The sequence below is a fragment of the Herbaspirillum sp. NPDC101396 genome, from assembly GCF_044767365.1.
Lineage (GTDB): Bacteria > Pseudomonadota > Gammaproteobacteria > Burkholderiales > Burkholderiaceae_D > Herbaspirillum.
This window is the reverse complement of record NZ_JBIWNT010000002.1, coordinates 303711-316431: the sequence shown is the minus strand read 5'-3', so window position 1 is coordinate 316431 and position 12721 is coordinate 303711. Positions and strand designations below refer to the sequence as shown.

12 protein-coding genes are annotated in these 12721 nt (G+C 60.8%); 5 read left to right on the top strand and 7 right to left on the bottom strand.

The window, feature by feature from the left end:
• Positions 1-70: 70 nt before the first annotated feature.
• The 4 genes from argB to ACIROY_RS06395 form a co-directional block, all read right to left on the bottom strand.
• Positions 71-970 (bottom strand): acetylglutamate kinase, encoded by a 900-nt coding sequence (argB, locus tag ACIROY_RS06410; RefSeq protein WP_016834869.1) that lies wholly within the window; start codon positions 968-970, stop codon positions 71-73.
• 148 nt (positions 971-1118) lie between these two features.
• Positions 1119-1913 carry a hypothetical protein gene (locus tag ACIROY_RS06405; protein WP_402340649.1) on the bottom strand — a complete coding sequence of 265 codons (795 nt, stop codon included), beginning with the start codon at positions 1911-1913 and terminating at the stop codon, positions 1119-1121.
• A 37-nt stretch (positions 1914-1950) separates the two neighbouring features.
• Positions 1951-2712, bottom strand: coding sequence for a type III pantothenate kinase (locus ACIROY_RS06400; protein WP_402340646.1), 762 nt, complete (start codon positions 2710-2712; stop codon positions 1951-1953).
• Between the two features lie 4 nt (positions 2713-2716).
• Positions 2717-3568 (bottom strand): biotin--[acetyl-CoA-carboxylase] ligase, encoded by an 852-nt coding sequence (locus ACIROY_RS06395; protein ID WP_402340643.1) that lies wholly within the window; start codon positions 3566-3568, stop codon positions 2717-2719.
• A gap of 53 nt (positions 3569-3621) precedes the next feature.
• Between ACIROY_RS06395 and ACIROY_RS06390 the strand changes: the two genes are divergently transcribed.
• The 4 genes from ACIROY_RS06390 (at position 3622) to ACIROY_RS06375 (ending at position 7214) form a co-directional block, all read left to right on the top strand.
• Entirely contained in the window at positions 3622-4827 is a 1206-nt protein-coding gene (locus ACIROY_RS06390) for a VanZ family protein (protein WP_402340640.1), read from the top strand.
• A gap of 42 nt (positions 4828-4869) precedes the next feature.
• Positions 4870-5208 (top strand): (2Fe-2S) ferredoxin domain-containing protein, encoded by a 339-nt coding sequence (locus ACIROY_RS06385; protein WP_402277257.1) that lies wholly within the window; start codon positions 4870-4872, stop codon positions 5206-5208.
• A gap of 25 nt (positions 5209-5233) precedes the next feature.
• Positions 5234-5869, top strand: coding sequence for an alpha/beta hydrolase (locus ACIROY_RS06380; RefSeq protein ID WP_402340637.1), 636 nt, complete (start codon positions 5234-5236; stop codon positions 5867-5869).
• Positions 5870-6068: 199 nt separating this feature from the next.
• Positions 6069-7214: a D-alanyl-D-alanine carboxypeptidase family protein gene (locus ACIROY_RS06375; protein WP_265214746.1), complete on the top strand. Its 1146-nt coding sequence runs from the start codon at positions 6069-6071 to the stop codon at positions 7212-7214.
• Positions 7215-7344: 130 nt separating this feature from the next.
• Here ACIROY_RS06375 and ahpF read toward each other — a convergent pair whose 3' ends face one another.
• Complete coding sequence (gene ahpF, locus ACIROY_RS06370) at positions 7345-8940, bottom strand: alkyl hydroperoxide reductase subunit F (protein ID WP_402277261.1); 1596 nt, start codon at positions 8938-8940, stop codon at positions 7345-7347.
• A 172-nt stretch (positions 8941-9112) separates the two neighbouring features.
• A complete protein-coding gene (ahpC, locus tag ACIROY_RS06365) occupies positions 9113-9676 on the bottom strand; it encodes an alkyl hydroperoxide reductase subunit C (RefSeq protein WP_402277263.1) in 564 nt (187 codons plus the stop codon).
• Positions 9677-10005: 329 nt separating this feature from the next.
• Here ahpC and ACIROY_RS06360 point away from each other — a divergent pair, with 329 nt between their 5' ends.
• Positions 10006-10446, top strand: a complete 441-nt coding sequence (locus ACIROY_RS06360) for an acyl-CoA thioesterase (protein WP_402277265.1) — start codon at positions 10006-10008, stop codon at positions 10444-10446.
• Positions 10447-10501: 55 nt separating this feature from the next.
• Here the strand turns inward: ACIROY_RS06360 and ACIROY_RS06355 are convergent, their stop codons facing one another.
• Positions 10502-12370 carry a phosphoenolpyruvate carboxykinase (GTP) gene (locus ACIROY_RS06355; RefSeq protein ID WP_402340635.1) on the bottom strand — a complete coding sequence of 623 codons (1869 nt, stop codon included), beginning with the start codon at positions 12368-12370 and terminating at the stop codon, positions 10502-10504.
• Between the last annotated feature and the right edge of the window lie 351 nt (positions 12371-12721).

The window sequence follows — 12721 nt, the reverse complement described above, 5'->3', positions numbered from 1 at the left end:
TATACGCTTCAATAAAAAAGGCGCCACCGGTTTCCCGGGGCGCCTTTTTTGCGCAATACGCTAGCGATGTTCAGTGCGAGCGGATCATGGTGCCGAATGCCTGTTCGGTCAGCACTTCCAGCAACAGCGAATGTTCGATACGGCCATCGATGATGTGAACGGTATTCACGCCCGACTTGGCGGCGTCCAGCGCCGACGAAATCTTTGGCAGCATGCCGCCGGAAATGGTGCCGTCTTCGAACATTTCGTCGATCTCGCGCGCCGACAGATCGGTCAACAGATTGCCCTTCTTGTCTTGCACGCCGGCAATGTTGGTCATCATGATCAGCTTTTCCGCATGCAGGATCTCGGCGATCTTGCCGGCCACGACGTCGGCATTGATGTTATAGGCCTGGCCGTCATCGCCGAAGCCGATCGGCGAAATGATAGGGATGAAGGCGTCATCCTGCAGCGCCTTGACCACCGCCGGGTTGATCGCCTCAATTTCACCGACGAAACCGATATCGAGGAATTGACCCGGGTTTTCCTTGTCCGGCATCTGCATCTTGCGCGCCCGGATCAGGCCACCATCTTTGCCGGTCAGGCCGACTGCCTGGCCGCCGTAGTGGTTGATCAGCATCACGATATCCTGCTGCACTTCGCCGCCCAGCACCCACTCCACCACTTCCATGGTTTCTTCATCGGTGATGCGCATACCCTGCACGAAGGTGCCTTGCTTGCCGATTTTCTTGAGTGCGTTGTCGATTTGCGGACCGCCGCCGTGCACCACCACCGGATTCATGCCGACCAGTTTCAACAGGATCACATCACGAGCGAAGCCGTGCTTGAGACGCTCTTCGGTCATCGCATTGCCGCCGTATTTGACGACGATGGTCTTGCCGTGGAACTTGCGGATATACGGCAACGCCTCGGCCAGGATTTCAGCCTTGATGATAGGGTCAACGTCGGTCAGGTCGGTCAAATCGGTCATGTGCAATTCCTGGGCAGGAGAGATATTCGGAATGTCCGCGATTTTACATGGAAAGCGCGTTTCGATTGCGGCGGAGTTGACGTTTTATCGCCCCTATGCAAAATCGGCCTGTGCCCGCCAAGCCGCACCGGCCATGCATGGGCGAGGCTCAACTCGGGCAGCTGCGCATTTCCTGATTGGGGAATTTGGCCTTGAGGCCGTCCAGCGCCGTCTTGCTTGCCGCATCGACATTGCGCCATTGATAAGCCTGCTTGTTCGACGTGACGTTGCGCGCCATGATGCGAGCGCTGCGCACCCCTTGCGGGATCAAGCGGCCGATGTAAGCCTTGGCGGCCTCTTCGGTCTTGAATACGCCCAGCGAAATGGCCCAGCGCAACGCCGGATTGGCTTGCGACTCCGGCATCACATAGAAGTCCTGGATGCCGAGGCGGCGCAGTTCAGCGGCCTTGCGGTCGGCGCCGTCCTTGCCGTCCTGCGTGGGGATATAGACCATGTGGCTGGCGGCTTCCTGCACGCTGCGCGTGGTCGGCTTGACGGTCAGGTTGAGACTGCTCAGCTGGGCGTCGAACTTGCGCACCTCGACGGCGTTGAAATTGCCGATTTCGGTGCAGGCGACGACCGGAGCGGCAGCAACAGCAGGGACAGGATCAGCGACGGGCGCCTTGACCTCCGGCGGTGTCGCATCCGGCTTGCCTTGTTTCGCGTCCTTGGCGGCATCGACCGTCGCGACCGCGGCAACCGTACCTGCCGGCGCATCGGCCTTGGCCGGCGCCACCAGTTTTTCGCTGTTGGCCGGCAGGATGGTCAATGTTTCGGGATGTAGCTGCTGCGCCAGGCGCTTGGGCTCGTGGCGCTCGGAGGCGGTCGCGCCGAGATAGCCCCGCTGCATGGCGAACAGGGCCGCATTGCCGATCAACAGTAGCCAAAAAAACAATTTCAGCATGATGAACCGTCAGTTCGATTTATTGAAGTCATCGCCTTCATTCTGCGGCCGCTGCATGCAGGCCGATCAACACCAGATTATCGACTTTTTCGCAGGGCGTTGACAAATAAGGCGCCAACACAGGCCCGGCGCCGCCCGCCAGCACGCACAGGACTTCTTCATGCGCTTGCTGGTGCGCCGCGACGGCGCGCTCGATGGCGCCAGTCTGCGCTGAAATGCAGCCGGCGATGATGGCGTCCGTGGTGTTGTCGGCGAACGGCGTGGCGACTGCACTGATGCTTTGTATCTGTGGCAATTGCGCGGTATTGAGCGCCAGCGACGTCGCCATTACACCCAGCCCCGGCAAGATCATGCCACCCAGGAAATCGCCGTCCGGCGTGACTGCATCAACCGTGGTGGCGGTGCCGCAAGTAGCCACGATCAGCGCACGCTGCGGAAACAGCGCATGCGCGCCGATGGCCGAAGCGAAGCGGTCGCAGCCTAGCTGGCCGGGATTCTTGTAGCGATTGCGCACGCCCGCCAGTTGCGGCTGCGATGCGAACCAGTCGATGCGCAGGTCGCCTCCGAAGGCCGCCTGCAGCACCGCCTGCAAAGCCTCCCTGACGACCGGACCCGCGACGTTTGAAACCAGCACGCGCACCACCGGCAAACCCTGCCAGGCCTGTGTCAATGCAGCGACCTCACCGCGCGCCACTGCGCCGACGTGACGCCAGCGGCCCGCACCGGTAACGGAGAAAATTTGTTCCGCCGGAACACCCCATTTGATCAGCGTATTGCCGACATCAATCAGTAGCAACATGGCGCTACTCCTGCAAACGCAAGGACACGTCGCCGGCGGTGACTGCCACGCGCCCGTTCGCGGTATCCATCAGGAAACAACCCTGCTCGTCGACCCCGACGGCAACGCCCTCGTGCAGCACGCGGCCATCGTCGAGGATGCGCACGGTACGGCCGGCGTATGCGTGCAAACGATTCCAGCGCGCCACGAAATGCCTGAATCCGCGCGCATCGAAATCGGCCAGCGCATCCGACAAGGCGCTCAGCAAAATCGCCAACAGGCGCTCGCGATCTTGGGTCAATAGTTCAGACACGTCGGCCACGGCGCGGCCGATGCGTTGCTGCAGATCCGGCGGCATGGTCAGGTTGACGCCAATGCCGATGACGGTCCAGGTTCCGGTCGCGCCCGTGCCTTTGTCTTGCGCCGTCTCGATCAGGATGCCGGCCAGCTTGGCGCCGTCACGCAGGACGTCGTTGGGCCATTTCAATTCGACATCAATACCGAAAATCCCGAGCGCCTCGGCCAGCGCAACGCCGACGGCCAGCGGCAATCCGATCAGCGCATGCAGCGGACGATTGAATTTCCACGCCAGCGAAAACGTCAGCGCCGACGTCTTGGTGGTCTGCCACGGCCGTCCCGCGCGCCCGCGCCCGGCGGTCTGCGACTCGGCCACCAGCAGCACCGGCGCCACCAGCCTGTCGCCATCGGCAGCGGTGACGCGCGCCAGCAGATCGGCATTGGTCGAGCCGGTTTCGGCAACCACTTCGACCGCGACGGTCTTGGCGTTATCGTTGCTGGAACTGGCGATCAATGCGGCGATGCGCTGGGCGGAAATCGTCGTGGCGAGTGAAGTTTCGGTGGCGTGCATGGCGCACATTGTAACGGTTGTCCAAGGTGCAAGCGAAGGAGAAATCGGTTACCCTCGCTGGCATGGACGCGCCTTACCGACCGCCACAATCGCCCGCACCAGTCGCCCCGCCTGCCCCTGCCTCCGCCTCCATCGCAACCGCAGTCGCCAGGCCGGCGGCTTCCTCCTTTGCACGCGTCAGTTTACTGATCTACACGCTGCTGATCGTATATGCCAGCTGGTACCCGTTTTCGGGCTGGCGCGACATGGGATTGCTGCCCTACGATTACCTGTGGGCGCGGCTGCCGTATTACTGGACCGGTTTCGACCTCTGGACCAACGTGGTCGGCTACGCGCCGTTCGGTGCACTGGTGGTGTATGCGCTGTATCCGCGCGTGCGCTCGCTGTGGGCGGTGCTGCTCAGCGCGCTGGCCGGCGTCGCGCTGTCGGCCGTCATGGAAGCGGTGCAGACTTACCTGCCCACGCGCATTCCCTCCAACCTCGACCTCATCACCAACAGTTGCGGCACCTTGCTGGGCGCGCTGATCGGCGCCTGGACCAGCCGCTACTTCCTGCGCCAGAGCCGCTTGCTGGAAGTGCGGCGCAGCTGGTTCTCGCGCGAAGCCAGCCGCGGCCTGGTGGTGGTCGGACTGTGGCCGCTGGCGCTGATCTATCCGCAGAACCATCTGTTCGGCCTTGGCCACGTGGTGCCACCGCTATCGAGCCTGCTGTCGGACCTGCTCGATACGCCGATCGACCTCGCCACCTGGTGGACCAACAGCGCCCAGCTCAGCGCCGAACAATACTGGCTGGCCGAAATCATCGTCACCGCCTGTGGCCTCACCGGCGCCGTGCTGACCATGCTCCTGCTGCTGCGCAAGGCGGCGCCGCGCAACATGCTGATGGCGGTCTACCTGCTCGGCGCGGTGTTCATCAAGTCGCTGTCCTGCGCGCTGTTTTTCGCGCCTGACAACGCCTTCGCCTGGTTCACGCCGGGCGCCGCCGGCGGCATGATCGTCGGCGGCCTGATGCTGGCCGGCCTGTCGTTCGCGCCATTGGTGGCGCAGCGGCGCATCGCCGGACTGGCGCTGATCTTCAGCCTGCTGGCGACCAATGCGGTGCCCGCCAATCCGTATTTCGTCTCGACGCTGCAGACCTGGGTGCAGGGAAAATTCCTCAATTTCGACGGCGCCGCGCAATTCCTCTCGGTGCTATGGCCGTTCCTGGCGCTGTGGTTCCTGTATCACCCGGTGCATCGCCGGGCCGGCGGCCCGGGCGCGCCTAAATGACGAGGTGTATCATGACGCCTTTGATCCACTCGGAACCTCGCCATGGCAGATACTCCTGACACCGCCGACAAGCCGTTCTACGAACATCACGTCTTCTTCTGCCTGAACCAGCGCAAGCCGGGCGAGCGTACCTGCTGCGCCGACAAGGGTGCGCAAGCCGCACAGGAACACGCCAAGAAACGCATCAAGCAACTCGGCCTGGCAGGCGAAGGCAAGGTCCGCATCAACAAGGCCGGTTGCCTGGAACGCTGCGAGGAAGGCCCGGTCGTGGTCATCTATCCGCAAGGCACCTGGTACACCTACGTCGACAACGAAGACATCGATGAAATCATCGACTCGCACATCGTCGACGGCAAGATCGTCGACCGCCTCAAAATCTGAATACGCCCCCTAGACGCTTAAACGCATGAACGCACAAACACAAGCCTTTCTGATCCCCGGCGCCGTCGGCCAGCTGGAATGCGCACTGGACCTGCCCGATCCCGAGCAGTTCGCCGCGCCGCGCGGCCTCGCACTGGTGGCCCATCCGCATCCGTTGTATGGCGGCACCATGGACAACAAGGTTGCACAGACGCTGGCGCGCTCGTTCCTGGCGCTGGGTTACGCCACGGTGCGCATGAATTTCCGCGGCGTCGGCAAGTCCGAAGGCGTGCATGACAACGGCAATGGCGAAACCGACGACATGGCGCTGCTGCTGGCGCACATGCGCACGCAATATCCCGATCTGCCGCTGGCGCTGGGCGGCTTTTCATTCGGCACTTTCGTGCAGGCGCAGTTGCAGCAGCGTCTGATCGCAGCAGGCACACCGGCCGAGCGGCTGGCGCTGGTCGGCACCGCCGCCGGCAAGTGGCCGATGCCGCCGGTCCCGGCCGACACCATCCTGATCCACGGCGAGCTGGATGACACGATTCCGCTCACGGCGGTGCTGGACTGGGCGCGCCCGCAAGAGCTGCCCGTCATCGTGATTCCCGGCGCGGATCACTTTTTTCACCGCAAGTTGCAACATATCAAGAACCTGATAGTCCAACTCTGGCATCGCTGATTCCAGCCCCATGGTCCTACCGCGAGGTCGTCAGCCGGCCTCTCGCTACGGACCATGAGACCGGAATACTCTGCAAGCCGACGCCGCACAGCCTTGTTGTCAGGCTCGGCGTTTATAATCCCGGTGCGATGTTCACTCATCTCTTTTCAAACGACAGTCCCGCATGCAGTCCGGCGGGACACATTTTTTACACCCGAAGATGAAAAAACTACTCGCGGCCATTGCCGCAACCGTCCTGAGCTTCTCGGCAGCCGCCCAGAGCCTTCCACCTCCTAGCGTCGCCGCCAAATCGTGGCTGTTGCTGGATGCGTCGAGCAACCAGATCATCGCGTCGCAGGAAGCCGACACGCGCGTCGAACCGGCGTCGCTGGTCAAGCTGATGACTGCTTACCTGGCGTTCGCCGCCGTGCGCGACAAGCGCCTCGACCTGAACCAGGAAATCAGCGTCTCGGTCAACGCCTGGAAAGTCGATCCGAGCAGCTCCAAGATGTTCATCGAGCCGAACAAGCCGGTCTCGGTCAACAACCTGCTGTACGGCCTGATCTCGGTCTCCGGCAATGACGCCGCCGTGGCGCTGTCCGAAGCCGTCTCCGGCACTACCGACGCCTTCGTCGTGCTGATGAACCGCGAAGCGCAACGCCAGGGTCTGACCGGCACTCACTTCAGCAACCCGCACGGTTTGCCGAGCCCGGATACGTACACGACCGCGCGCGACCTGGCGATCCTGTGCCGCAACCTGATCAACGACTTCCCCGACTTCTACAAAACCTATTACTCGGTCAAGAAGTTCACCTATAACAACATCACCCAGCCCAACCGCAACCGCCTGCTGTGGCTCGACCCGACCGTCGACGGCATGAAGACCGGCCACACCGACAGCGCCGGCTATTCGCTGATCACCTCGGCCAAGCGTCCGGTCGCCAACGGCGAGCGCCGCCTGATTTCGGTGGTCATCGGCACCGTGTCCGACCAGGTCCGTACGCAGGAAAGCCAGAAGCTGCTGAACTGGGGCTTCCAGAATTTCGACGCCGTGAAGCTGTACAGCAAGGGCCAGGCCGTCGATACGCCTGACGTCTGGAAGGGGTCGCAAGGCAAGATCAAGATCGGCTTCATGCGCGACGTCTACGTGACCGTGCCGAAGGGCACCGCCGACAAGATCAAGCCGCGCGTTGAACGCAACGATCCGCTGATCGCGCCGATTTCGGAAAACGCCAAGGTCGGTACATTGAAGATCATGATCGACGACAAGGCCGTCACCGAGTTGCCGCTGGTGGCGCTGGAATCGGTGGGTCCGGCCGGCATCTTCGGCCGCGCTTGGGATTCGCTGCGTTTGCTGTTCAAGTAAACATTCGGCCGGGCGTGACCTGCGGGTTGCGTCCATAAAAAAAAGCCACCGCGAGGTGGCTTTTTTTACGGCCGTCCGCCGAAGGGGCGACGGATGACCGGCTTGCAACTACTGATTTTCAACTGATTGATTACGCTGTCACTGCTTCCTTGGCGGCGACCGGTGCTTCTTCCGGCGCCGAGCTGCGGATCAGGTGATCGAAGGCGCTCAATGCCGCCTTGGAACCTTCACCGACCGCGATCACGATCTGCTTGTACGGCACGGTGGTCACGTCGCCGGCAGCAAACACGCCGGGAATCGATGTCTGGCCCTTGGCGTCGATTTCGATTTCGCCATGCTTGGACAGTGCCACTGTACCCTTCAGCCATTCGGTGTTCGGCACCAGGCCGATCTGGACGAAGACGCCTTCCAGCTCGATGTGCTTCACTTCACCGCTGACACGCTCCTTGTAGCTGATGCCGTTGACCTTCTTGCCGTCGCCGGTGATTTCGCTGGTTTGCGCCGAAGTGATGACGGTAACGTTGGGCAGGCTCTTGAGCTTGCGCACCAGCACGGCATCGGCCTTCAGTTCCGCGGCGAATTCCAGCAGCGTGACATGGCTGACGATGCCGGCCAGGTCGATTGCGGCTTCGACGCCGGAATTGCCGCCGCCGATCACCGACACGCGCTTGCCCTTGAACAGCGGACCGTCGCAGTGCGGGCAGTACGCCACACCGTGGTTGCGATATTCGTCCTCGCCCGGCACGTTGACTTGCCTCCAGCGTGCGCCGGTCGACAAGATCACAGTCTTGCCCTTCAGCACGCCGCCGTTGGCCAGCCTGACTTCGATCAGGCCATTGCCCGGCACGAGTGCTTCGGCGCGTTGCGTGTTCATGATGTCGACGTCGTAGCTGCGCACGTGTTGTTCCAGCGCGGTGGCGAATTGCGGACCTTCGGTTTCCTTGACGGAGACGAAGTTTTCAATCGCCAGCGTATCCAGCACCTGGCCGCCGAAACGTTCGGCGACAACGCCGGTGCGGATGCCCTTGCGCGCTGCATAGATCGCCGCTGCGGCGCCGGCAGGACCGCCGCCGACGATCAGCACGTCATAAGCTTCTTTCGCGCTCAGTTCCTCTCCCTTGCGGGCGGCGGCGCCGGTGTCGAGCTTGGCGAGGATTTCTTCCACGCCGGTACGGCCCTGGCCGAACACTTCACCATTCATGTAGACGGTCGGCACGGCCATGATCTGGCGTTTTTCGACTTCGTCCTGGAACAGTGCGCCGTCCACCGTCACCGAGCGGATGCGCGGATTGATGATCGACATCACGTTGAGCGCCTGCACGACTTCTGGGCAGTTCTGGCAGGTCAGCGAGATATAGGTTTCAAAGCTGTAATCGCCATCCAGGTTGCGGATCTGTTCGATCACTTTGTCGTCGAGCTTGATGGGGTGGCCGCCGACTTGCAGCAGCGCCAGCACCAGCGACGTAAATTCGTGGCCCATCGGGATACCGGCGAATTGCACGCTGATATCGGTACCGGGGCGATTCAATGAAAAGGATGGCTTGCGCGCGGCGTGATCGTTGCGTTCAACGAGCGTGATGCGCTCGGACAGCGTAACGATTTCCTGCAGCAGCTCCTGCAACTCACGGGACTTGGCGCCATCATCCAGCGACGCGACGATCTCGATAGGCTGCGTGACCTTTTCCAGGTAGGCTTTCAATTGGGCTTTGAGATTGGCATCCAACATGATGATTTCCACTTTCCTCTGATGTGAGACTTCAATATTGTCCGGACTCCGCCGCTCGGCCTCGTGAGCTCTGCGGCGTTGCTTGCGCCGAATCCGGACGGGTGCTTCAGTTTTTGTTTCTGTACTTCTTGATCACTGCATGATCACTGCATTAAATCGCGCTGCGATTTAATTAGATCTTGCCGACCAGGTCGAGCGATGGCTTGAGGGTCTCAGCGCCTTCAGTCCACTTTGCTGGGCAAACTTCACCTGGGTGCGAAGCAACGTATTGCGCTGCCTTGACCTTGCGCAGCAGTTCGGAAGCGTCGCGGCCGATACCGTTGTCATGGATTTCCAGGATCTTGATCTGGCCTTCCGGATTGATCACGAAAGTACCGCGCAGCGCCAGACCTTCTTCTTCGATCAGGACTTCGAAGTTGCGAGCCAGTGTTGTGGTTGGGTCGCCGACCAGTGGGTATTGGACTTTCTTGATGGCTTCCGAAGTGTCGTGCCATGCCTTGTGCGCGAAATGGGTGTCGGTCGACACGCCGTAGATTTCCACGCCCAGTTTCTTGAATTCAGCGTAGTTGTCGGCCAGGTCTTCCAATTCTGTCGGGCAGACGAAAGTAAAGTCAGCTGGGTAGAACACGAACACGGACCACTTGCCCTTCAGGGTTGCTTCGGAGATGTCGACGAATTTGCCGTCGTGGTAAGCAGTTGCCTTGAATGGCTTGATTGTCGTATTGATCAGGGACATTGCTATTTCCTTTACTTGGGGTTGAAAGAGAGTGAAGCCATAGTAAAGCGCCTCTATATATTAATCAAATTTATTTGTTTAATACTTTTGATTGCATTTGACTATCGGCGTTCGTACAGAACGGCTTGCCGGTATGACAAGGGACAAGCTGCATATGGGCGCCAAAGCGCCGGATGCAAGCGCAGGCTTGCTGCGTCGGCACTGCTGATCGCTTACACTGCCGGCTCACCGTTCGATTGAAATCAGGAGACGGGGTTCGTTCCCGCCGCAATATTACTTCAGCACGGCAACATGCGTGCGACCTGGCAAAACACCGAGGCAAAAATACGATGACCAGCAAACCGACCGCTTCCCGCCGCGCCGACTATCCTCATTTCCACCCCCTGCAGACGCGCTGGATGGACAACGATGTCTACGGCCACGTCAACAACGTCGTGTATTACAGCTGGTTTGACACGGCCGTGAATCATTTCCTGATGGCAAGCAAGGCGCTCGACATTCCCGACGGCGACGTCATCGGCCTGGTCATTGAAACCCAGTGCAATTATTTCGCCCCTGTCAGCTTCCCGGACTTGGTCCATGTCGGCGTGCGCGTGGCCAGCGTGGGAAACTCCAGCGTGCGTTACGAGGTGGGAATTTTCCGCGAGGGCGACGACACGGCCGCGGCGCAGGGACACTTCATCCACGTCTACGTCGACGCGGCGACACGACGACCGGTGACGGTGCCGGAGCACATGCGCGCGGTGCTGCACACTATCTTGCGGACATAAAAAAACGGCCATCGAAAGATGGCCGTTTTTCCTTGGCGGTGCACAACGTCACTGATTACGCCGCCAGCTTCTTCTCCAGCGCCACCTTCACTTCCACCAGCTCGCGCGGCAGATTGTGCTTGAGCTTGTCGAACAGCTCGGTGTGCAGCTCGACTTCCTTGGCCCAGGCCGCCTTGTCGATCGAGGTGATCGTGGCGAACTGTTCCGGCGTGAAATCGATGCCGTCCCATTGCAGATCTTCGTAACGCGGCGACACGCCGAAGATGTGTGGAACGCCGCCGACGCGCACGCCTTGCGGGTCTTCGATGCGTTCCAGCATCCACTTCAGCACGCGCATGTTGTCGCCGAAGCCTGGCCAGACGAACTTGCCGTCGGCGTCGGTGCGGAACCAGTTGACGCAGTAGATCTTCGGCAGTTCGGCGGGCGAAGCGGCGATCTTGCGACCGAGGTTCAGCCAGTGCTGGAAGTAGTCGCTCATGTTGTAGCCGGCGAACGGCAGCATCGCGAACGGATCGCGGCGCACCACGCCTTGCTGGCCGACCGCGGCTGCGGTGGTTTCAGAACCCATGGTCGCAGCCATGTAGACGCCTTCGACCCAGTTGCGCGCTTCGGTCACCAGCGGCACGGTGGTCGAACGGCGACCGCCGAAGATGAAGGCCGAAATCGGCACCCCGGCCGGGTCATCCCAGGCTGCGTCGATCACAGGGTTTTGTGTCGCGGCGACGGTGAAACGCGCGTTCGGGTGCGCTGCCTTGCGGCCGGTTTCCTTGGCGATTTCCGGTGTCCAGTCCTTGCCTTGCCAGTCGACCAGATGCGCAGGCGCTTCCTTGGTCATGCCTTCCCACCAGACGTCGCCGTCGTCGGTCAGCGCGACGTTGGTGAAGATGGTGTTGGCGCGCAGCGAAGCCATGCAGTTGAAGTTGGTCTTTTCATTGGTGCCTGGGGCCACGCCGAAATAACCCGCTTCCGGATTGATCGCGTACAGGCGACCGTCTTCACCCGGTTTGATCCAGGCGATGTCGTCGCCGATGGTAGTGACTTTCCAGCCGTCGAAGGACTTCGGCGGAATCAGCATGGCGAAGTTGGTCTTGCCGCAGGCCGATGGGAAAGCCGCTGCGACGTAGTGCTTTTTACCCTCAGGAGATTCGACGCCGAGGATCAGCATGTGTTCGGCCAGCCAGCCCTGGTCGCGGCCCATGGTCGACGCAATACGCAGCGCGAAGCATTTCTTGCCCAGCAGCGCATTGCCGCCGTAGCCGGAACCGTAGGACCAGATTTCGCGAGTCTCGGGATAATGGACGATGTACTTGGTCGGGTTGCATGGCCAGGCGACGTCTTTCTGGCCGGCTTGCAATGGTGCACCAACGGTATGCACGCAAGGTACGAAATCGCCGTCGGCGCCCAGCACGTCATACACGGCCTTGCCCATGCGGGTCATGATGCGCATGTTCACCGCAACGTAAGGCGAATCGGACAGCTCGACGCCGATGTGGGCGATCGGCGAACCCAGCGGGCCCATCGAAAACGGCACCACATACAAAGTGCGGCCGCGCATGCTGCCATCGAACAAACCGTTGAGGGTCGTGCGCATTTCGGCAGGGTCGGTCCAGTTGTTGGTCGGGCCGGCGTCATCCTTGTTCTTGGAGCAGATGAAGGTGCGGTCTTCCACGCGCGCCACGTCCGACGGATCGGAACAGGCCAGATAGCTGTTCGGGCGCTTGTCCTGGTTCAGCTTCTTCATGGTGCCGGCGGCGACCATTTCAGCGCACAGGCGGTCGTACTCTTCCTGCGAACCGTCGCACCAGTAGATGCTTTCCGGCTTGGTCAGCGCGGCGATCTCGGCGACCCAGTTGATCAGTTTTTGGTGTTTGACGAAAGCGGGGGCGTTCAATGCGGCGACGCCTTCCATGACAGGTTGATTCATAAACACTACCTCCAATGCCTAAAGTTAAATCGAATTCGTTGGCACGGCAGGATCGTCGTTGCATGCAGCCGGCGAGGCGGGTGGCGCCATCAGCCGGTGGTACGGCGGTCTTGTCGAATGCTTCAGGCCTCGCCTGAAACCATCCATAAAATCAGGCGCGAAAGATTGTTCCGCAGCAGCCGACTTTATGAAAATCAGGCGGCGATTGTACACCCGTACCCTGCTTGTTTGTAGTGAAAAGTAACCGACTAATGTAGTAGGAAATACGCTTTTAACGCGATTGTGTTTTTTCATTACGAAGCAGCGCAGCAAAAGGGCTTTGCTTGCCTGAGCCTTACTGAATGGACATTT

Coding starts and splice junctions, on each gene's coding strand:
- ahpC (WP_402277263.1), bottom strand. CDS start 9,676: ATGTCCCTGATCAATACGACAATCAAGCCATTCAAGGCAACTGCTTAC.
- ACIROY_RS06355 (WP_402340635.1), bottom strand. CDS start 12,370: ATGAATCAACCTGTCATGGAAGGCGTCGCCGCATTGAACGCCCCCGCT.
- argB (WP_016834869.1), bottom strand. CDS start 970: ATGACCGATTTGACCGACCTGACCGACGTTGACCCTATCATCAAGGCT.
- ACIROY_RS06390 (WP_402340640.1), top strand. CDS start 3,622: ATGGACGCGCCTTACCGACCGCCACAATCGCCCGCACCAGTCGCCCCG.
- ACIROY_RS06380 (WP_402340637.1), top strand. CDS start 5,234: ATGAACGCACAAACACAAGCCTTTCTGATCCCCGGCGCCGTCGGCCAG.
- ACIROY_RS06385 (WP_402277257.1), top strand. CDS start 4,870: ATGGCAGATACTCCTGACACCGCCGACAAGCCGTTCTACGAACATCAC.
- ACIROY_RS06395 (WP_402340643.1), bottom strand. CDS start 3,568: ATGTGCGCCATGCACGCCACCGAAACTTCACTCGCCACGACGATTTCC.
- ACIROY_RS06400 (WP_402340646.1), bottom strand. CDS start 2,712: ATGTTGCTACTGATTGATGTCGGCAATACGCTGATCAAATGGGGTGTT.
- ACIROY_RS06375 (WP_265214746.1), top strand. CDS start 6,069: ATGAAAAAACTACTCGCGGCCATTGCCGCAACCGTCCTGAGCTTCTCG.
- ACIROY_RS06405 (WP_402340649.1), bottom strand. CDS start 1,913: ATGCTGAAATTGTTTTTTTGGCTACTGTTGATCGGCAATGCGGCCCTG.
- ahpF (WP_402277261.1), bottom strand. CDS start 8,940: ATGTTGGATGCCAATCTCAAAGCCCAATTGAAAGCCTACCTGGAAAAG.
- ACIROY_RS06360 (WP_402277265.1), top strand. CDS start 10,006: ATGACCAGCAAACCGACCGCTTCCCGCCGCGCCGACTATCCTCATTTC.